The sequence below is a fragment of the Arthrobacter phoenicis genome (assembly GCF_047238215.1).
GTDB lineage: Bacteria > Actinomycetota > Actinomycetes > Actinomycetales > Micrococcaceae > Arthrobacter.
In genome coordinates, this window is record NZ_JBDFMK010000001.1 from 3520056 (window position 1) to 3540494 (window position 20439).

Annotated in this window: 17 protein-coding genes; 12 read left to right on the forward strand and 5 right to left on the reverse strand. The window is 69.6% G+C overall.

What is annotated here, in order from left to right:
• Positions 1–2: 2 nt before the first annotated feature.
• Positions 3–794 carry a 16S rRNA (uracil(1498)-N(3))-methyltransferase gene (locus ABC337_RS16685; RefSeq protein ID WP_412883010.1) on the forward strand — a complete coding sequence of 264 codons (792 nt, stop codon included), beginning with the start codon at positions 3–5 and terminating at the stop codon, positions 792–794.
• Between the two features lie 65 nt (positions 795–859).
• On the opposite strand, the gene ABC337_RS16690 is transcribed toward ABC337_RS16685, so the two are convergent.
• Positions 860–1768, reverse strand: coding sequence for a GerMN domain-containing protein (locus tag ABC337_RS16690; protein ID WP_412883009.1), 909 nt, complete (start codon positions 1766–1768; stop codon positions 860–862).
• A 491-nt stretch (positions 1769–2259) separates the two neighbouring features.
• Here ABC337_RS16690 and ABC337_RS16695 point away from each other — a divergent pair, with 491 nt between their 5' ends.
• The 5 genes from ABC337_RS16695 to ABC337_RS16715 all read left to right on the forward strand — a co-directional run bounded on the left by ABC337_RS16695 (position 2260) and on the right by ABC337_RS16715 (position 7782).
• Positions 2260–3348 (forward strand): PhoH family protein, encoded by a 1089-nt coding sequence (locus tag ABC337_RS16695; RefSeq protein ID WP_412883008.1) that lies wholly within the window; start codon positions 2260–2262, stop codon positions 3346–3348.
• Positions 3345–3818: an rRNA maturation RNase YbeY gene (gene ybeY / locus ABC337_RS16700; RefSeq protein WP_290257784.1), complete on the forward strand. Its 474-nt coding sequence runs from the start codon at positions 3345–3347 to the stop codon at positions 3816–3818. The genes ABC337_RS16695 and ybeY overlap by 4 nt, the downstream gene beginning before the upstream one ends.
• A complete protein-coding gene (locus ABC337_RS16705; RefSeq protein ID WP_412883007.1) occupies positions 3815–5146 on the forward strand; it encodes a hemolysin family protein in 1332 nt (443 codons plus the stop codon). Before ybeY ends, ABC337_RS16705 begins: the two co-directional genes overlap by 4 nt.
• The gene (gene era, locus ABC337_RS16710; RefSeq protein WP_377970444.1) at positions 5130–6089 is read left to right on the forward strand and encodes a GTPase Era; all 960 of its coding nucleotides are present in this window, start codon (positions 5130–5132) and stop codon (positions 6087–6089) included. Before ABC337_RS16705 ends, era begins: the two co-directional genes overlap by 17 nt.
• A gap of 106 nt (positions 6090–6195) precedes the next feature.
• Positions 6196–7782: an LCP family protein gene (locus tag ABC337_RS16715; RefSeq protein WP_412883006.1), complete on the forward strand. Its 1587-nt coding sequence runs from the start codon at positions 6196–6198 to the stop codon at positions 7780–7782.
• Positions 7783–7860: 78 nt separating this feature from the next.
• On the opposite strand, the gene ABC337_RS16720 is transcribed toward ABC337_RS16715, so the two are convergent.
• On the reverse strand, positions 7861–9813 hold the full coding sequence (locus tag ABC337_RS16720) for a M13 family metallopeptidase (RefSeq protein ID WP_412883005.1): 1953 nt from the start codon (positions 9811–9813) through the stop codon (positions 7861–7863).
• A gap of 254 nt (positions 9814–10067) precedes the next feature.
• On the opposite strand from ABC337_RS16720, the gene leuA reads away from it, so the two are divergent.
• The 3 genes from leuA (at position 10068) to ABC337_RS16735 (ending at position 13528) form a co-directional block, all read left to right on the forward strand.
• Positions 10068–11807, forward strand: a complete 1740-nt coding sequence (leuA, locus tag ABC337_RS16725) for a 2-isopropylmalate synthase (RefSeq protein ID WP_412883004.1) — start codon at positions 10068–10070, stop codon at positions 11805–11807.
• A 120-nt stretch (positions 11808–11927) separates the two neighbouring features.
• Positions 11928–12683, forward strand: a complete 756-nt coding sequence (gene recO, locus ABC337_RS16730; RefSeq protein WP_412883003.1) for a DNA repair protein RecO — start codon at positions 11928–11930, stop codon at positions 12681–12683.
• Positions 12684–12685: 2 nt separating this feature from the next.
• Complete coding sequence (locus tag ABC337_RS16735; RefSeq protein ID WP_412883002.1) at positions 12686–13528, forward strand: isoprenyl transferase; 843 nt, start codon at positions 12686–12688, stop codon at positions 13526–13528.
• Here ABC337_RS16735 and ABC337_RS16740 read toward each other — a convergent pair.
• Together ABC337_RS16740 and ABC337_RS16745 are read right to left on the reverse strand one after the other, a co-directional pair.
• On the reverse strand, positions 13498–14478 hold the full coding sequence (locus ABC337_RS16740; RefSeq protein WP_412883267.1) for an alpha/beta hydrolase: 981 nt from the start codon (positions 14476–14478) through the stop codon (positions 13498–13500). The two genes, ABC337_RS16735 and ABC337_RS16740, sit on opposite strands and share 31 nt — an antisense overlap.
• A gap of 40 nt (positions 14479–14518) precedes the next feature.
• Positions 14519–16225, reverse strand: a complete 1707-nt coding sequence (locus ABC337_RS16745) for an FAD-binding dehydrogenase (RefSeq protein ID WP_412883001.1) — start codon at positions 16223–16225, stop codon at positions 14519–14521.
• A gap of 79 nt (positions 16226–16304) precedes the next feature.
• Between ABC337_RS16745 and ABC337_RS16750 the strand changes: the two genes are divergently transcribed.
• Positions 16305–17375 carry a quinone-dependent dihydroorotate dehydrogenase gene (locus tag ABC337_RS16750; RefSeq protein WP_412883000.1) on the forward strand — a complete coding sequence of 357 codons (1071 nt, stop codon included), beginning with the start codon at positions 16305–16307 and terminating at the stop codon, positions 17373–17375.
• Between the two features lie 132 nt (positions 17376–17507).
• Here the strand turns inward: ABC337_RS16750 and ABC337_RS16755 are convergent, their stop codons facing one another.
• Positions 17508–18101 carry a DUF3043 domain-containing protein gene (locus tag ABC337_RS16755; protein WP_412882999.1) on the reverse strand — a complete coding sequence of 198 codons (594 nt, stop codon included), beginning with the start codon at positions 18099–18101 and terminating at the stop codon, positions 17508–17510.
• Positions 18102–18254: 153 nt separating this feature from the next.
• Between ABC337_RS16755 and ABC337_RS16760 the strand changes: the two genes are divergently transcribed.
• Together ABC337_RS16760 and ABC337_RS16765 are read left to right on the forward strand one after the other, a co-directional pair.
• Positions 18255–19688 (forward strand): dipeptidase, encoded by a 1434-nt coding sequence (locus tag ABC337_RS16760; protein WP_412882998.1) that lies wholly within the window; start codon positions 18255–18257, stop codon positions 19686–19688.
• Between the two features lie 159 nt (positions 19689–19847).
• On the forward strand, positions 19848–20237 hold the full coding sequence (locus ABC337_RS16765) for a HesB/IscA family protein (protein WP_290257796.1): 390 nt from the start codon (positions 19848–19850) through the stop codon (positions 20235–20237).
• Positions 20238–20439: the final 202 nt, after the last annotated feature.

Genomic DNA, 20439 nt, shown 5'->3' on the forward strand with positions numbered 1-20439 from the left:
CGGTGAGCAACCCGGTCTTCTTCACCCCCGCCGGAACCCTGGACCACCAGGCCCCCGGCTCCACCTTCGTGCTGGACGGCGCCGAGGCGCGGCACGCCGTCACGGTCAAACGCCTCACGGCGGGGGAGCAGGTCGACATCGCCGACGGCGCCGGCCGCCGGATCACCGGCACGGTCACCGCCGCCGGGCCCCAGGAGCTGACGCTCGAGTGCGCCGCGGTCAACGATGAGCCGCGCCCGGCGGTGCGGCTCATTCTGGTGCAAGCCCTGGCGAAGGGCGACCGGGATGAACTCGCGGCCGAGACCGCGACCGAGCTGGGGATCGACGCCGTCGTCCCGTGGCAGGCCGAACGGTCGATCGTCCGCTGGAAGCCCGAGCGTGCCGCGAAGGCGCACGCCAAGTGGCAGTCCGTGGTGACGGCGGCGGCGAAGCAGGCCCGCCGGGCCTGGATCCCCGAGGTCCGCGCCGCGGTGGACGGCGGCTCGCTGCAGGCGGCCGTGGCCGACACGGTGGCATCCGCCGGGCTGGCAGTGATCCTGCACGAGGACGCCGTCCGGCCCCTGCGCCGTGTGCTGGCCGACTGGCAGGAGAGCGTTGGTAGCGCGGACGACGCCGCGGCGCCGCGCGAGGTGCTGATGATTGTCGGACCGGAGGGCGGGATCAGCCCGCGGGAGGTTACCCGGCTCTGTGATGCGGGGGCCGTGACCGCGCTGCTGGGGCACCACGTGCTGCGGTCCTCCACCGCCGGGCCCGCGGCGACCGTGCTGGCTAGCGACGTCCTGGGCCGCTGGTAGCGGCTACCCGGCTGGCGGCTTAGCGGTCTATTTGACCGTGCTATTTGACGGGGCTATTTACCCGGCTATTTAACCGTGAAGCCGCGGGTGTCGACGTTGAGGTCGGTGGCCTTGCCGTTCGCGTCCACCTGCGCGACCCGCGCCTCGTAGCTGCCCGGCCCCAAGTTGAGGGTGAAGCTGAACAGGCCCGACTGCTGGGCATCCGCGGCCGCGGTCATCATGCCGCTCTGGTACGGGGTCTTGGCGGTGCCGTCGACCTTCTGGATCTCCCAGCGGAGCTTCCCGCCCGGTGATGTGCTGCGGCCGGAGATCTTCACCGCGCCGTCGGCCACGGTGGTGCCCTCCTGCGGGTCGATGATCCACACCGGCGCCACCATGCCGGCGCTGCGGGAGGTGGGCGCGCCCAGCCGGACCCGGTTGAACGCGACATAGTCGGTGTGGCCGTCCACCAGGATGACCACCTGGATCTGCTGCCCGGAGTCCGTGAGGCCGGCGCTGGCAGCGGCGGCGGTGGCCGTGTAGACCAGCTGCTGGATGGCGCGCTCGGCCATGTCGGCGTCGAGGTTGCTGTTGAACGCGTCGGAGGACACGTCCACCGTGATGGTGTTCTTGCCGGAGATCGAGGTGGCGAGCTTGCGGGGGTTCTGCCACGGGGTGAAGAAGTCAGGGTCCAGGGGCTTCTGGGACATCATCACCCGCAACGCGCGGGTCACGGGGTTGTCGTCCTCGGAGACGTCGCGGAATTCGCGGTAGAGGAAGACGTTGTTGTTGCTGCGGCCGATCCAGTACACCGGGGCCTTGTTGGAGGCCTGCGCGGATTCCAGCGGGGCGCTCGTGGCGGTGGTCCCGTCCGCGGGTCCCGGCACCGTCTGCGTGGGGGAGCCGGCGTCGGTGATGTCCTGCCGGGGGTTGGCGACGCAACCGGAGAGCACCAGGGACGCGGGCAGCACGAACAGCAGCAGGCCGCGGCGCATGCGCCGTGCCGCCGTCGCGGTCCTCGTGCCCTGACTGCTGGCGCCCTTGTTGCCGATTGCGGTGCTCCCTCTCCCTGAGGTCGTTGATGTGCGGGTCGTTGCCGGTCGTGACCGATAGGCCCAATCCAGCATGGCACAGGGGAGGTTTCCGCCGGCGGGGAAGCGGGGCGCCCGAACAAACTGCAACGGGAACGATATGAGGCCGATATGAAGTTGATACCTAAAGCCCGCTAACCGCACCCCCGGAGGCGTCGAAAGGGCCGTCGAAGATGCGTCGAAAAGGCTCTTCGGAAGCGGTCGACGACGACGGCGGCCCGGCCCTGGGGTGGCCCGTCCGGCCGGGCCGGGAGCGCGGCACGGCGGCGGTCTCCTGACGTAAGATGGGAGGACCGCCGGACCCGGCGACGCCGCACCTCACGGCGGCCAGACGGGAGCGGCGGCGACGAAGCATATCCGAGCTGGAGGGAACCAGAGGCCCGCGGGCCATCACCATGACTGAAGCAGCCAACGGCAAGGCCCGGACCACCGCGGGCGAACGCACCACCGGGGAATTTCCCCACTCCATCCCAGGCGTGCGGACGGAGGTCGTGGTCTTCGAGAACTCGGGCCAGATGGTGCAGTCGCTGGGCAGCCACGACGAGGCGCTGCGCTTCATCGAATCCCAGTACCCCGGCGTCGACTTCCACGTCCGCGGCAATGAGCTCTCCATCAGCGGCCCGCCGGCGGACGTGCCCCGGATCATGCGGCTCCTGAACGAGGTGCGCGGGCTGGTGGCCCGCGGCACGGTGATAACCCCGGCCGTCCTGCAGCAGCTCGTCTCCATGCTCCGCAGCCAGTCGCTGCAGAACCCGGTGGAGGTGCTGACCACCAACATCCTCTCCAGCCGAGGCAAGACCATCCGGCCCAAGACGCTGAACCAGAAGAAATACGTGGACGCCATCGACGCGAACACCGTGATCTTCGGCATCGGCCCCGCCGGCACCGGCAAGACCTACCTGGCCATGGCCAAGGCCGTGCAGGCGCTGCAGCAGAAGGAGGTCAGCAGGATCATCCTCACCCGCCCCGCCGTCGAGGCCGGCGAGCGGCTCGGCTTCCTGCCCGGAACGCTGAGCGACAAGATCGATCCCTACCTGCGGCCGCTCTACGACGCGCTGCACGACATGATGGACCCGGAGTCCATCCCGCGCCTGATGGCCGCCGGCACCATCGAGGTGGCGCCGCTGGCCTACATGCGCGGCCGGACCCTGAACGACGCCTTCATCATCCTCGACGAGGCCCAGAACACGACGCCGGAGCAGATGAAGATGTTCCTCACCCGCCTGGGCTTCGGCTCCAAGATGGTGGTCACCGGCGACATCACCCAGGTGGACCTGCCGTTCGGCACCCGGTCCGGCCTGCGGATCGTCGAGGATATCCTGCAGGGCATCGAGGACGTCAACTTTTCCGTCCTGGACGCCGCCGACGTCGTCCGGCACCGGCTGGTGGGCGACATCGTCAACGCCTACAGCGTCTGGGACGAAGCACAACGAAACCGGGTCAAGCACTCAGTTGCCCGGGACAAGCGGGGAGAACACGCATGAGCATCGAGGTCAACAACGAATCCGGCATCGCCGTCGACGAGGCCGAGCTGGTGGCGCTGGCCCGGTACGTCTTCGAACGCCTCTTTATCCACCCGCAGGCGGAGCTTTCCATCCTGCTGGTGGACGAGCCCGCGATGGAAAAGCTTCACATCGAGCTGATGGACGAGCCGGGTTCCACCGACGTCCTCTCCGTCCCGATGGACGAACTGACCCCCGGCACCCCGGACAAGCCCACCCCGCAGGGCATGCTCGGTGACATCGCCATCTGCCCGCAGGTCGCCGAGATCCAGGCCCAGAACGCCGGCCACTCCACCCAGGACGAGATGCTGCTGCTCACCACGCACGGCATCCTGCACCTGCTCGGCTTCGACCACGCCGAGCCGGAGGAGAAGGAAGAGATGTTCGGCCTGCAGCGCGAACTCCTGTCCGGCTTCACCGGCCGGGAAGCCCCGGCAGAGACGATTCAGTGACCCCACTGATCCTGGCCGGCATGTCGCTGGTCTTCCTGACTTTTGCCGCACTCCTGACCGCGGCCGAGGCAGCCTTCAACTACCTTCCACGGCACGACGCCGAGGCGGCGGTGCTGAACAGCCGCGGCACGGCCCTCAAACGGATCCTTGCCCAGCCGGTGGCGCACATGCGCGCCCTGCGGTTCTGGCGGATCTGGTTCGAGATGGCCTCCGCCGTGGCCGTGACCGTGCTGCTGCACAGCGTGCTGGACAACGTCTGGCTGGCCGGCCTGATCGCCACCGGCATCATGGCGATTCTCGGCTTCGTGATCGTGGGTGTGTCCCCGCGCCAACTGGGCCGGGTGCACTCCGCCGGGCTGGTGCGCTTCTCCGCGCCGCTGATCCGCTGGCTCTGCTGGGTGCTCGGCCCCATCCCGGGCTGGCTGGTCACCCTGGGCAGCGCGGTCGCCCCCGGCGCCCCGGCGGACAACGAGGCGTTCTTCAGCGAGGAGGAGTTCCGCGAACTCGTGGAACGCGCCAGCGAATCCGAGGTAATCGAGAACGACGAGGCGGAACTGATCCAGTCCGTCTTCGACTTCGGCGACACCCTGGTCCGCGCCGTGATGGTGCCCCGCACGGACATCCTCACCATCGATTCCGGCTCCAGCCTGCACCGCGCCATGTCCCTGTTCCTCCGCTCCGGCTATTCGCGGATCCCTGTGATTGGCGAGAGCACCGACCAGGTCCTCGGCATCGTCTACCTCAAGGACGTCGCCGCCGTGATCCACAACCTGCAACCCGGCGTCGAACCGCCCGCGGTGGACGCCCTGGCCCGCGAGGTGCGCTACGTCCCCGACTCCAAGCCCGTGAGCGAACTGCTGCGCGAGCTGCAGAAGGAGTCCACCCACGTGGCCATCGTCATCGACGAATACGGCGGCACGGCCGGCCTGGTCACCCTGGAGGACCTGATCGAGGAACTCGTCGGCGAGATCGTGGACGAGTACGACACGGAGTCCGCCGAGGCCGTGGAGCTGGGCGACGGCACCTACCGGGTGAGCGCCAAGATGAGCATCGACGACCTGGGCGAGCTCTTCGACCTGGAGCTCGACGACGACGAGGTGGACACCGTGGGCGGCCTGCTCGCGAAGGCCCTGGGCCGCGTCCCGATCGTGGGAAGCACCGTCACTGTCGACGGCGTAACCCTCCGCGCCGACCGGCTCGAGGGCCGTCGGAACCGCGTCAGCCACGTCATTGCGGCGGCCGCGCCAAAGGAAGACACTGACCTTGGAGAGCTACTCGACGAGGCCGACACAATGCAACAGGGAGTTCCACGTGAGCAAGCAGAATAAGTCCGACGGCGGAGCGCCCTACGGCGGGTACCGGGCCGGGTTCGCGGTGCTGGTGGGACGCCCCAACGCCGGAAAGTCCACCCTGACCAACGCCCTGGTGGGCCAGAAGGTGGCCATCACCTCGGCTAAGCCGCAGACCACCCGCCACACAATCCGCGGGATCGTGCACCGCGAGGACTCGCAGTTGGTCCTGGTGGACACCCCGGGCCTGCACCGGCCCCGCACCCTGCTCGGCAAGCGCCTGAACGAACTCGTGGCGGACACCCTGGCCGAGGTCGATGCGATCGGCTTCTGCCTCCCGGCGAACGAGAAGATCGGCCCCGGCGACAAATTCATCGCCGCCCAGCTGGCCGCCCTCGGCCGCAAACCCGTGATCGCGCTGGTCACGAAGGCGGACACCGTGGACCGGCAGGCCCTCACCGAGCAGCTGCTCGCCGTTGCCGCCCTGGGCCGCGAGGTCCTCGGGGAGGAGGGCTGGAAGGACATCGTCCCCGTCTCCGCCGCCGACGGTTTCCAGGTGGACACGGTCGCCGACGTGCTGATCAGCCACATGCCGCCGTCGCCCCCGCTCTACCCGGACGGCCACCTCACGGACGAGCCCGAAGCCGTGATGATCGCCGAACTGATCCGCGAGGCTGCGCTCGAGGGCGTCCGCGACGAGCTGCCGCACTCCCTGGCCGTCGTCGTGGAGGAAATCGTGCCGCGCGAGGACCGTCCCGAGGACCGGCCCTTCCTGGACGTCCGGGTCAACCTGTACGTCGAACGGCCCTCGCAGAAGGCCATCATCATCGGCAAGGGCGGCGCCCGGCTCCGGGAAGTCGGCACCAACGCGCGCAAGGGCATCGAGGCGCTGCTGGGCGCCCGGATCTACCTGGACCTGCACGTGAAGGTAGCCAAGGACTGGCAGCGGGACCCGAAGCAGCTGGTGAAGCTGGGCTTCTGACCCTCCCCGGCCGGCCCCAACCCGCGGAGGGCGGGGGCCGGTCACAGCTTTTCCGCCGCGGGGCACTAAAATGGGTAGACCCACTCCGCGAAGGAAGGCACCATCCGTGGTTCGACCCCGTGACAACCGTTCAGACGGGACCTTTCCACCGGCCCGGTCAGGCGCCGCTGCCCGGCACGCGGATGACCCCTCCGTCGGGCCCGCCCGGCACCTGGGCGCAACGCACCGGACCCCCACCTGGCTGAAGGCCACCACCATCGTGATCTCCGTGCTCCTGGTGGGCGTGATCGCGTTCGGGTCCTACTGGTTCATCCGGTTGCAGGGGAACATCAGCAAACAGGCCCTCGGCGCCGGCAACGGCCGCACCGAGGAGGCCGTTAACGAGGCGACGGACCGGATGCAGATCCTGATCCTGGGCTCGGACACCCGTGACGGTAAGAACTCCGAGTACGGCAGCGCCGAGGACTCCGCCGGCTACGGCCACTCCGACGTGATGATGATGATGGACATCTCAGCGGACAACAAGCGCGTCAGCGTCATCAGCTTCCCGCGCGACCTCCTGGTGGACATCCCCAAGTGCGTGGACCAGAAGACCAAGAAGGAATACCCGGCCCAGCGTCAGGCCATGATCAACTCGGCGATGTCCGAGGCCGGCATCGGCTGCGCGGTGGACACCGTCAACAAGCTCACCGGCCTCGAGATCGACCACTTCATGATGGCCGACTTCAACTCCGTCAAGGAACTCTCCAACACCGTCGGCGGTGTGGATGTCTGCGTCAGCGACGCCGTCTATGACCCCGATTCCGGCTTGCGGCTGCCCAAGGGCACCTCCAAGGTCCAGGGCGAGCAGGCCCTCTCCTTCGTCCGGACCCGGCACGCGTTCGGCGACGGCGGCGACCTCGGCCGGATCAAGGCCCAGCAGGGCTTCCTGTCCTCCCTGGTCCGCAAAATCAAGGACGACGGCACCCTGACGAACCCGGGCCGTATGCTCGGCATCGCCGATGCCATCACCAAGAACCTCACGGTGGACGATGGCCTGGCCTCCGTGCCCACGCTGCTCACCGTCGGCAACCGGTTGAAGAACATCGACATCGGCAAGGTCGCCTTCGTCGCCACCCCCACCGAACCGGCCGTCTCGGATCCCAACCGGCTGCAACTTGCCGAACCCGCGGCCTCCCAGCTCTTCGCCGCCCTCCGCAGCGACGTCGACCTGACCGACCCGAAGGCCCCGGCCTCGGCCGCCCCCACCGCGGGGGCCACCGACGCGGCGTCGTCCGCTCCCGCCGCGGCCGCCACGAGCGCCGCCGCCTACAACAAGGCCGCGCAACCGGTCACGGTCGCCAACGGCAGCTCTAATGCGGCCAACGCCGAGAAGGCGGTTGCCGCCCTCAACGCCGCCGGTTTCACCCAGACCGCGCAGTTCACCGCGCCCGCCGTCGCATCCACCGCCGTCTACTACGGCGGGAACTTCGCGGACGTCGCCGCGGACGTCGCCGCCCTGCTGGGGGTCCCGTCCTCCAAGGTCATGCCCGCGGCGAACGTCACCGGCGTCCAGGCCTACCTCGGGGCCGACTACGCGGCCAGCGCGCAGCCATCCACCTCCGCGTCCCCGCAGCTGCCGCCGGACATCGTGAACCAGACGGCCGGCGACACGGTCTGCCAGCAGGTCAACCCCGCCATGATCGTCCGCTGACCGGACGGACACGGCAGGTACGGAGGAGGCCCGGGCGTCAACGCCCGGGCCTCCGCCTGTATATACGTGCCTGTCAGATCACCAGATGCTGACGCGCTCCGCGGGGGCGAGCCACATGCCGTCCCGTTCCGTGGTCCCGAACGCCTCGTGGAAGGCGTCCAGGTTCCGGGCGATCTCGTTGGTGCGGAACTCGTTGGGGGAGTGCGGGTCCGTCGCGAGCCGCTTGATGGCCTCCTCGCTGCGGATCACTTGACGCCAGACCGCCGCCCAGGATGCGAAGAACCGCTGCTCCCCGGTCAGGCCGTCCAGTACGGGGGCCTCCCGGCCGCCGAGGCTGATCAGGTAGGCCTTGTAGGCGATGGTCAGGCCGCCGAGGTCGCCGATGTTCTCGCCGAGGGTCAGCTTGCCGTTGACGTGCCGGCCGGAGGCCTCGGCGGGGGAGAGGGCGTCGAACTGGGCCACCAGCTTCGAGGTGAGGGCCTCGAACGCGCCGCGGTCCGCCTCGGTCCACCAGTTGCGCAGCAGGCCGGCGCCGTCGTACTGGGAGCCCTGGTCGTCGAAGCCGTGGCCGATTTCGTGCCCGATGACCGCGCCGATGCCGCCGTAGTTGACGGCGTCGTCCGCGTCCGCGGTGAAGAACGGCGGCTGCAGGATCGCGGCCGGGAAGACGATCTCGTTCAGCAGCGGGTGGTAGTAGGCGTTGACCGTCTGCGGGGTCATCAGCCATTTCTCCCGGTCCACGGGCTTGCCCACCTCGTCCAGGTGCCGGTCGACGTCGGCGTTGTGTGCGCGCTCCACGTTGCCGAGCAGGTCGTCCTTGTCGATCACGACGGCGGAGTAGTCGATCCACTTCTCCGGGTAGCCGATTTTGGGCCGGAAGGCGTCCAGCTTCTTCAGCGCCTCCTGCTTGGTGTCCTCGCCCATCCAGGCCAGGCCGGTGATGGACTCGCGGTAGGCCTCGATCAGGTTCCCCACGAGGACCCGCATGCGTTCCTTATGTGACTCCGGGAAGTGCCGGGCCACGTAGATCTGTCCCACGGCCTCACCCAGGGCGGCCTCGACGACGGCGACGCCGCGCTTCCAGCGGTCCCGGTTCCGCGGGGTGCCGCTGAGAGTGGTGCCATAGAACGCGAAGTTGGCGTCCACGAATGCCGAGGACAGGTACGGGGCCGCGGCGCTGACGACGCGCATCGCCAGCCACTCCTGCCATGTGCCCAGCGGCACCGTCTCCAGCAGTGACGCCGCGCCGGTGAAGAAGTCCGGGGTGCTGACCACCAGTTCGGCGCGCTTGTCCGCGTCGATGCCGGCGGCGTCGAACCAGTCGTTCATGAGCGGGAAGAGCCCGGCCACCTCGTCGGCGGTCTTGAGGTTGTAGGTCTTCTGCGGATCGCGCAGGGACACCTTGTCCCAGTGGTGGGAGGCCAGGGCCGTTTCCAGTTCCGCCACGCGCCCTGCGGCGGCCTCCGCGTCCGCGACGCCGGCCAGCTGCAGCATGGTGCGCACGTGCTCCCGGTAGGCCGTGACCGTGGCGGCGAACTGTTCCTCCCGATAGTACGACTCATCCGGCAGGCCCAGGCCCGCCTGACCGGTGTACAGCAGGATCCGGTCCGGGTTCCCGGCGTCGGGGGCCGGGTAGATGTAGAACAGTCCGGACACGTCGGCCCGGAACAGGCGGCCGGCCAGCCGCAGCAGCTCGGCGACGGACCCGGTGGCGGCCACCTCGGCCAGCCGCTCCCGGATCGGTTCCGCGCCCTTGACCTCGGCGGCGTCCTCGTCCATGAAGCTGTTGTACAGGTCCCCGATCTTGCGTTCTATGCCGCCGGCGTCCCCGCCGCGGCTGCCGGCGGCCAGGATGATTTCCTGCACCGCGAGCTCCGCGCCGTCCCGCAGCGCCGTGAAGGCCCCGTCCAGCGGCCGGTCATCGGGGATGGCGGCGGACTTCAGCCAGCCGCCGTTGAAGTGGCGGTACAGGTCATCCTGCGGCCGGACGGCATCATCGATGGTGGACTGGTCAATCCCGGAAAGCGGCACTGCGGCTCCTTCTGTTCAGGCGCCGCCTCGGGCGTGATGACCGGGCCGGCGTCTGCATGGTGGACGTTGCTGGGGGTATCGCTCCTTCATCTTACGCACCGTGTTATCGTGAAAATGTGCGTGCAGAACTGCTTCTTCTTAGCTGCCGCGGCGGGGCCTCAGACGCGATCTAGCGCAAGGCCAAACCTCGCTGCGGAGTTTGTGTTGCCCGGCCACCCTTTCATCAGGAATCACAGAAAAGGCCCCGATAAGTAATGCGAAACGCACAGCAGTCCTCAGGTATGCCGGTCCACCGCTACGTCCCGTTCCAGGATCTGATCACGGTCGAACTGCCGGACCGGACCTGGCCGGATAAGGTCATCACCAAGGCCCCGCGCTGGTGCGCCGTTGATCTCCGCGACGGCAACCAGGCCCTGATCGATCCCATGAGCCCGGCGCGCAAGATGAAGATGTTCGACCTGCTGGTCCGGATGGGCTACAAGGAAATCGAGGTCGGCTTCCCGTCCGCCTCGCAGACGGACTTCGACTTCGTCCGCCAGCTCATCGAAGGCAACCACATCCCCGACGATGTCACCATCCAGGTCCTGACCCAGGCCCGCGAGCACCTGATCGAGCGGACCTACGAATCCCTGGTCGGCGCCAAGCAGGCAATCGTCCACCTCTACAACTCGACGTCGGTCCTGCAGCGCCGCGTGGTGTTCAACCAGGACGAGGACGGCATCCTGGACATCGCCCTGCAGGGTGCGCGGCTGTGCAAGAAGTACGAGGAAACCCTCGACGACACGCACATCACCTACGAGTACTCGCCCGAATCCTTCACCGGCACCGAGCTGGAGTACGCCGTGCGCGTCTGCAACGCCGTCGCCGACGTCTTCGAAGCCTCCGCGGACCGCCAGGTGATCATCAACCTGCCCGCGACCGTGGAGATGGCCACCCCCAACGTCTACGCAGACTCGATCGAGTGGATGAGCCGCCACCTGCACCCGCGCGAGGGGATCATCCTCTCCCTGCACCCGCACAACGACCGCGGCACCGGCGTCGCAGCCGCTGAACTGGGCTACCTGGCCGGCGCGGACCGGATCGAGGGCTGCCTCTTCGGCAACGGCGAGCGGACCGGAAACGTGGACCTGGTGACCCTGGGCCTGAACATGTTCGTCCAGGGCATCGACCCGATGATCGACTTCTCCGACATCGACGAGGTCCGCCGCACGGTCGAATACTGCAACCAGCTGCCGGTGGCCGAGCGCACCCCGTACGGCGGGGACCTGGTCTTCACGGCCTTCTCCGGTTCCCACCAGGATGCCATCAAGAAGGGCCTGGAGGCCCTGGAGCGCGACGCCGCCGCCGCCGGCAAGGACGTGGCCGACTACGAATGGCAGGTCCCGTACCTGCCGGTCGACCCCAAGGACCTGGGCCGCAGCTACGAGGCCGTGATCCGGGTGAACTCGCAGTCCGGCAAGGGCGGCGTGGCCTACCTGCTGAAGAACGAGCACAACCTGGACCTGCCGCGCCGGGCCCAGATCGAGTTCTCCGGCGTCATCCAGCGCCGCACCGACGCCGTGGGCGGGGAGGTCAGCGGCGCCCAGCTGTGGCAGGTGTTCCAGGATGAGTACTTGCCTTCCTCGGCCGCCGAAGGCCAGTGGGGCCGCTACGCGCTCGGCGCGGTCAGCACCGAGTCGGACGAGGACGGCACCATGACCCTCACCGCCGCGCTGAAGGTCGACGGGAAACCGCTGCGCCGCACCGGCACCGGCAACGGCCCGATCGCGGCGCTGCTGAGCATCCTCCGCGAGGACGGCGTCGACGTTCGCGTCCTGGACTACAGCGAGCACGCCTTGTCCGAGGGCGGCAGCGCCCAGGCCGCCGCGTATGTCGAATGCGCCGTCGGCGAGCGGGTCCTCTGGGGCGTCGGCATCGACGCCAACACCTCGATGGCCTCGCTGAAGGCCGTCATCTCCGCCGTCAACCGCGCCATCCGGGACGCCCGCGGCTAAACCGCGCCAACCCGCCAGCCCTGCCGCTGCGCCGTCGGAGACTCCGGCGGCGCAGCGTTGTTTCCGCGGAGCGGACGGCCCGTGGCGGCGATTACGCGAAGTCAGTGCGAAGATAAAACTGTGGCCCAACCATCCTCTTACGCCGCGCGCGCCTACCGGGACGACGCCGTCGTCCTGCGCACCCATAAGCTCGGCGAGGCCGACCGGATCATCACGCTGCTGACCAAGCACCACGGCCAGGTCCGCGCCGTCGCCAAGGGGGTCCGCCGCACCAGCAGCCGCTTCGGCGCCCGGCTGGAACCCTTCATGGTGGCGGACCTGCAGCTGATCTCGGGCCGTACCCTGGACGTGGTCACCCAGGCCGTCGCGAAGGGCGCCTACGGGACTGGCATCGCGGCTGACTACGGCCGGTACACGGTGGCCGCGGCGATGACGGAAACGGCCGAGAAGCTCACCGACGTCGACGGCGAGGCCGGCACCGCGCAGTACAACCTGCTGGTCGGGGCGCTGGCGTCGCTGAGCCGCGGCGACCACGCCCCGGAACTGATCCTCGATTCCTACCTGCTCCGCGCGCTGTCCACCGGCGGCTGGGCCCCCAGCTTCACCGACTGTGCCCGCTGCGGTGCGCCGGGGCCGCACACGGCTTTCTCGGCACCCCTGGGCGGGATGGTCTGCCCGGCCTGCCGTCCGCCCGGATCGCCCGCGCCGGCGCCGGAAACCGTCGTCCTCCTCGGTGCCCTGCTGACCGGAAACTGGGCCGCCGCGGACGCGTCCGTGGCCCTCCACCGCCGTGAAGCGGCAGGCCTGGTGGCCAGTTACCTGCAGTGGCACCTGGAGCGTGTCCTCAAATCCCTCAAGCATGTGGAGCGAACCTGACCGTGGCCCTCGGCAAGAAGAAAACCCCCACCCGTCAGCGCACCACCCCCGTGGTGGCCCCGTACCCGCACCCCTCCGGTGCGGTGCCGCCGGCCATTCCGGCCGAGCTGGTGCCGCAGCACGTCGCGATTGTCATGGACGGCAACGGCCGCTGGGCCAACCAGCGCGGATTGCCGCGGATCGAGGGGCACAAGGCCGGGGAGCCGGCGCTGCTGGACGTGGTGGCCGGGGCGATCGAGCTCGGCATCAAGCACGTCAGCGTGTACGCCTTCTCCACCGAGAACTGGCGGCGTTCCCCGGAGGAGGTGCGCTTCCTGATGGGATTTAACAAGGATGTGCTGCGTCGCCAGCGGAACCAGCTCGATGAATGGGGCGTGCGGATCCGCTGGTCCGGCCGGCGGCCGCGCCTGTGGGGATCGGTCATCAAGGAGCTCGAGGAGGCCGAGGAGTTCACCCGCGGCAACAGCACCTGCACCCTGAACATGTGTGTTAATTACGGCGGCCGCGCGGAGATTGCCGATGCCGTCTCGGCGATCGCGGAGGAGGTGGCCGCCGGGCGGCTGAAGCCCTCGGCGATCTCCGAGAAGACCATCCAGAAGTACTTGGACGAGCCGGACCTGCCGGACGTCGACCTGTTCCTGCGCAGCTCCGGTGAGCAGCGGCTCTCCAACTTCCTGCTCTGGCAGTCCGCCTACGCCGAGTTTGTCTTCCTGGACACGCTCTGGCCCGACGTGGACCGCCGGACCCTGTGGGAGGCCGTGGAGATCTACGCTCGGCGGGACCGCCGCTACGGCGGGGCCGTGGATGCCGCGGCTCAGCCGGCTTCGCCCTCCTCCGGGGCGTAGGCCGTAATCCAGCGGGCCAGCCGGGCGTAGGCGTCTGCCCGGACGCTGGGCGCGGAGAGAAACACGTCGTGCAGCGCGCCGTCGATCCGCTCCAGCGTGACGGTGCGGCCCAGGCTGAGGGCGCGCAGGGCGATGGTGTTGACGTCCAGCACGGCGTCCGTGCGGCGCATGGATTCCTTCCAGAACATGCCGTTGGCGCTGGCCCCTGAGATCAGTACCAGGATGGGCACGTCGATGTTCAGGCCCCGCGCCACCCGCGTCTGCCCGGCCAGCACGGCGCTGAGCCAGCCCGCCCGAACCGGGAAAGCGTGCGGCGGCCGGTAGGTGTCATCGAGCAGCCACTCGCCCTCGGCGGCGCTGCTGATGCTGCGCCAGTAGAACGGGCGCTCCGGCAGCCGGATCACCGACTCGGGGCGGAAGCGGGCCAGCGGCTCCACCATGGTCCGGGCCGCGCGGCGGACGGCCGGGCTGCCGTGCATCTCCAGCCAGGGACTGTCGAGGACCAGCTGGGCGGCGCTGCCCGGGTGCCGGCTGGCCCAGAGCGCGGCGACCAACCCGCCGGTGGAGTGTCCCATCAGCGTGACCGGGTACCGTCCGCCCGCCCCCATGGACCGGACGATCCCGATCGCCGTGGTGATCTCGGCGTCGTAGTCGGCCAGGTCCGCCACGTAGCCGCCGTGGGTCCCCGGCCGCAGGCTGCGTCCGTGGTTGTGCATGTCCAGGGCGAAAAAGTCGAAGCCGTGCCCGGTCCAGAATTCCGCGAGCTCCTCGTTGAAGAAGTAGTCGCTCCAGCCGTGCAGGAACAGCACCGCCCGGCGTGGCCGCCGGCCGGCTCCCAGCGAAGGGACGTGGCGGACCAGCGTGGCTTCGCGTTCGACGCCGTCCGGCCCGGCAGCGGCGAAGGTGCACGCGGCGAAGTCCTCGCCCAGGATGTCCTGCTGCCACCGCAGCCCCTTGTCGGCCACCGTCCGTCCTCCCTGCGCTGTCTGCCTAGGCCACGGCCGCTGCGGCGGCGCGCCCGGCGGCTCTGCCGGAGAACAGGCACCCGCCCAGGAAGGTTCCCTCCAGGGCCCGGTAGCCGTGGATGCCGCCGCCGCCGAAACCGGCCGCCTCGCCGGCGGCGTACAGGCCGTCCACCGGGTCGCCGGACGCGTCGAGTACCCGGGACTGCAGGTCGGTCCTGATCCCGCCCAGGCTCTTGCGGGTCAGGACCGAGAGCCGGACGGCCAGCAGCGGACCATGCCGGGGGTCGAGCAGCGGGTGCGGGTGTGCCACGCGCATGAGCTTGTCCGTGGCGAAGCGGCGCGCGGCGCGGATGGCGGCCAGCTGAGGGTCCTTGCCCAGGCCGCTGGCGAACTGGCGGTCCCGGGCCCGGATGGTGCGCTCCAGGTCGTCCGCGTCGATCAGGTCGCCGCCGGCCAGCTCATTCATCCGGCCGGCCAGTTCGCGCGGGGTTCCGGCCTGGAGGAAGTCGACCCCGCGGTCCAGGAACCGCTGCAGCGGGTTGTCCGGGGAGGGCCGCCGCCGGGTGGCCAGCAGGCGCAGGTCCTTGCCGGTGAGGTCCGGGTTTTGTTCCGAGCCGGAGAGGGCGAATTCCTTCAGCGCGATGCTGCGGTTCAGCACGAACCAGGAGTGGGTGTGCCCGGTGCCCAGGATGTGCCGGAGCGCGCCCAGGGAGTCGAAACCGGGGAACAGCGGAGCCGGCAGCGTCCGTCCGGTCGCATCGAGCCAGAGCGCCGAGGGGCCGGGCAGGATGCGGATGCCGTGCCGGGGCCAGACGGGGGAGTGGTTGTGGATGCCCTCGGGGTAATGCCACATCCGGTCGCCGTTGACCAGGGTTCCGCCGGCCCGCGACACCGCCCCCAGGAACTCTCCGTCCACGGAGGCCGGCACCCCGGAGAGCATCTCCGCCGGGGCGTTTCCGCCCGGCCACTGGGCGCGTACGGCCGAGTGGTTGCCGCCGATTCCGCCGCTGGTGACGATCACCGCCGCCGCGGAGGCCTCGAAGCTGCCCGCCTCTTCCCGGGAGGACTGTTCGCCGCGGGCGGCGGTGCTCGGTGCGAGTACGGCGCCGTGCACCCCGGTGACGCGGCCCGCCGTCGTCGTCAGCCCGGTGGCACGGTGCCGGAAATGGAAGCTCACCCGCCCGGCGGCCTGGCCCTCCCGGAGCTTGGCCAGGAATGGTGCCACGATCGCGGGGCCGGTACCCCAGGCGACGTGGAAGCGGGGCACCGTGTTGCCGTGGCCGTCTGGTCCGTAGCCGCCGCGTTCGGCCCACTGCACGAGCGGGAACAGTCCGACGCCGAGGGAGGCCAGCCAGGAGCGCTTCTCACCGGCGGCGAAGTCCACGTACGCCTCGGCCCACTGCCGGGCGGAGGCGTCCTCCTCGCGGTCGAAGCCGGCGGACGCGAACCAGTCGGCGAGGGCCAGTTCGGCGCTGTCCCGGACGCCCAGGCGGCGTTGTTCCGGGGTGTTGATCAGGAAGAGGCCGCCGAAGGACCAGTGGGCCTGGCCGCCGGCGGAGGCCTCGGGTTCCTGGTCCAGCACCGCCACCCGGCGTCCCGCCGCGTAGGCCTGGGCCGCGGCAACCAGCCCGGCCAGGCCGGCGCCCACCACCAGCACGTCCGCCTCAATCCGGGCGGGGGAGGGGGAGGGGGAGCCCGGGGAGGGGGCGGGGACTGCTTCATCGCGGGTCATGGCATCATGCTAGCGCCCGGCCCGTGACGGCCGCCCGCGCCGTTTGGATTTGTCGCGCCGGACCCGGAAAACTAGGAGCATGCGCCTTTATCCCACCTTCTTCCGGCTTGCCTTCTCCTGGATGGACGCCGAGCGTGCCCATAAGATCGGCTTCCAGGGCATCCGCCTCGCCCACCGCTGCGGTGCGGGCCGGGTGCTGCAGCGGCTCACGGCACCGGCGCCGTCGCTGCGGACCGAGGCGTTCGGCCTGACCTTTCCGTCACCGTTCGGCCTGGCCGCCGGCTTCGACAAGGAGGGCCACGGCATCGAGGCCCTCACGGACCTGGGCTTCGGCCACATCGAGGTGGGCACCATTACCGGCCAGGCCCAGCCCGGGAACCCGGCGCCGCGGCTGTTCCGCCTGATCGAGGACCGCGCCGTGATCAACCGGATGGGCTTCAACAACGACGGCGCCGCCGCCGTCGCTCCCCGGCTCCGTGCCGCACGCGCCGCACTGCAGCACCGCTACCGGACCGTGCGGCCGGTGATCGGCATCAACATCGGCAAGAGCAAGGTGGTGGAACTCGAGGACGCGGTCGCGGACTACCTGATCAGCGCGCGCAGCCTGGCGCCGGCCGCGGACTACCTGGTGGTCAACGTCAGTTCCCCCAACACCCCCGGCCTGCGGCTCCTGCAGGACGTCGAGACCCTGCGCCCGCTACTGACCGCCGTGGGGGAGGCGGCCGACGCCGCCGCCGGACGGCACGTCCCGCTGCTGGTCAAGATCGCCCCGGACCTCAGCGACGAGGACATCGACGACGTCGCCCGGCTGGCGCTGGACCTCAAGCTCGACGGCATCATCGCCACCAACACCACCATCGGGCGCACGGGGCTGGCCTCCTGCCCGGATGCCGTGGAGGCCTGCGGGGCCGGGGGTCTCTCCGGCGCGCCGCTGAAGAAGCGGTCCCTGGAAGTCCTGGCCCGGCTGAAGGCGGCGACCGGCGGCGCGCTGACCCTCGTCTCGGTGGGCGGGGTGGAAACGGGAGAGGACGTCCGTGCCCGGCTCGAGGCGGGCGCCACCCTGGTCCAGGGGTACACCGGATTCCTCTACGAGGGCCCGTTCTGGGCGGCGCGGATCAACCGGTACCTGGACAAGCATCCCGTCCGCTAGGCGAAGGGCCCCGCGGGACGCTGCGCAGGACATCGCACTCGATATCCCGCGCGGGACTCCAGGCAGCGCGCGCAGATGCGAAAACCCCCGGCAGCGAGGCTGCCGGGGGTTTTTAGTGGGCGGGTGGTGTGGTCAGGCCGGGTACTCGCCGCGGCCGACCTGGGGCTTGGGCATGCGCAGGCGGCGGAACTGCAGCGAACGCATCGAGCCGTACCAGACCGTGCCGCGTTCGACGACGCCGAACTTCTCGGTGAGGCGCTTCTTGAGCTTCCGGGACAGGAAGAAGACGTCGACGAAGACGGCCAGGAACATCACCCAGAAGGCACCCAGGACGTAGATCATCTGCTCGCTGCTGGCGGGCACCAGCAGGGAGATGACCACGAAGACCAGGGCACCGAACATCAGGTATTCGCCCAGGCTGTAGCGGGCGTCCACGTAGTCACGGGCGAAGCGCTTCTGCGGGCCCTTGTCCCGGAGCGGGAGGAACTTCTCGTCTCCGGTATCCATGGCCTGGCGCATCTTCAGCCGCTGCTCGGCCACCGCGGTGCGCTCCGCTGCGCGCGAGGCCTTGCGGTCCTGCGGCACCAGGGGCCGCTTGCGGGCCGCTTCCTGGGCGCTGCGCTTCGGGGTGGGCGCGCCCTTGCCGGCGGTGGGGGTCCGAGCCGCGGCCACCTGCTGGTCAACTACATCCTGCGCCGAGGGCGCTTCCTTTTTCCGTCCAAACACCCCTACAGACTACCCTGCAGGGGTGCCGCTCCCGGCCCGATGACGCGGCGGCGGACGCGGGCGCCGGAGCGCGTGCCGGTGACTGTCTCAGTGCCTGCGGCGGGGTCTGTGGCGCTGTTTGAGGTGATCGGGGACACGGGTAGTGTTTTGGCCATGACTTCATCACCCGCGGGCTCCCCGCAGCATTCAGCAGGCGGCACCACCCAGACCGTCGACACCGCAGCCCTCCGCCAGGCCGTCACCGAGGCCTTTGACGCCACCGTCGAGCAGCTCAAGGCGCTCGTCGCGATCCCCGGCATCGCCTGGCCCAGCTTCGATCCCGCTCCCTTGGATGCCAGCGCCGACGCGGTGGCCGAGCTGGTCCGCGGCAGCGGCTTCGATGATGTCCGCATCCTGCGCTGCGACAAGGAGGACGGCACCGCGGGCGGACCCGCCGTCGTCGCGCGCCGTCCCGCCGCGGACGGTAAGCCGACCATCCTGCTCTACGCCCACCATGACGTCCAGCCCACCGGCGACCTCTCGCTCTGGGAGACCGAACCGTTCACCGCCGTCGAGCGCGACGGACGACTCTACGGCCGCGGCGCCGCGGACGACAAGGCCGGCATCCTGGCGCACGTCGCCGCCTACTCCGCGGTCAGCCGGGTGCTGGGGGAGGACCTGGGCCTCGGCGTCACCTTCTTCTTCGAGGGCGAGGAGGAGGCCGGCTCGCCGACCTTCCGCGCATTCCTCGAGACCCACCAGGAACTGCTGCGCTCCGACGTGATCGTCGTGGCCGACTCCTCCAACTGGAAGGTCGGCATCCCCGCCCTGACCACCAGCCTCCGCGGCCTCGTGGACGGCACCATCGAGGTCAAGGTGCTTGACCACGCGGTGCACTCGGGCATGTTCGGCGGCCCCGTGCTCGACGCCCCCACCCTGCTCTCCCGCCTGATCGCCACCCTGCACGACGACGACGGCAGCGTCGCCATCGAGGGGCTGGTGGGCCGGGACGACGCCGCCGTGGACCTGACCGAGGAGGAATACCGCAAGGACGCGTCCGTGCTCGACGGCGTCAAGCTCGCCGGCACCGGAAGCATCGCCTCGCGCATGTGGACCAAGCCCGCGCTCTCCATCATTGGCATCGACGCGCCCGCCGTGAACGTCGCCTCCAACACCTTGCTGCCGCGCGCCAAGGCCAAGTTCAGCCTCCGCCTGGCCCCGGGCCAGAACCCGGACGAGGCCATGGAAGCGGTCCGCCGACACGTCGAGGCCAACGCCCCGTTCGGCGCCCAGGTGGTCTTCACCCCGGGGGAGACCGGCAGCGCCTTCATGACCGACACCTCCTCCCCGGCGGCCCGGCTGGCGATGTGGGCACTCGGCGAGGCATGGGGCGTCCCGGCCGTCGAGACCGGCATCGGGGGTTCCATCCCTTTCATCGCCGACCTCACCGAGCTGTACCCGGACGTCCAGATCCTGGTCACCGGCGTGGAGGACCCGGACTCACGCGCCCACAGCGCCAACGAGTCCCTGCACCTGGAGGACTTCCGCAACGCGATCATCGCCGAGGCGCTGCTGCTTGCCCGGCTGAACGCCGAGGGACTGGCCTGATACCGGGCTTCCGGGGAACATCCGGCGGACGAAGACGGTTATCCCAGGAGTTAGAGCTACAGCACTGATCGACGTAGCATGTAGCTATAGCCCATACCGTTAAAGCAGGGGCCGGCGCCGCCGGGCGGCGCCGCTCCGACCGTCGTCAGAAGGTAGGCCATGAGCACTACAACCAATGAAACCAGCACCGACACCGCAGTCCAGGAGAGCCAGGAACTGGCCAGCCACGAGGTGCAGCTGACCGACGTCGCTGCCGGCAAGGTCCGCAGCCTGCTGGAACAGGAAGGCCGCACCGACCTGCGCCTCCGCGTCGCCGTGCAGCCGGGCGGCTGCTCCGGCCTGATCTACCAGCTCTACTTCGACGAGCGCCTCCTCGAGGGCGACGCCGTCCGCGACTACGACGGCGTCGAGGTCGTCGTGGACAAGATGAGCGTGCCCTACCTCAGCGGTGCGAGCATCGACTTCGAAGACACCATCTCGAAGCAGGGCTTCACGATCGATAACCCCAACGCCGGCGGCTCCTGCGCCTGCGGAGACTCCTTCCACTAAGGTCAATGGCCGGGCTTTCAGCCCGGCCATTGTTCCGTCCGGGGACCCTAACGCAGAAACCCCGAAAAAGGTGCCGGACCACGGCGCGGACATGTGGGCGAAAACTCCCAGGGAGCGGTAAGCTCTACACCGAGTAGTAAAACTTTTAGTGTGCCCGGATCGTTCTATGCGGCCGGGCGACAGCAACAAGTAGGAAGGGCCG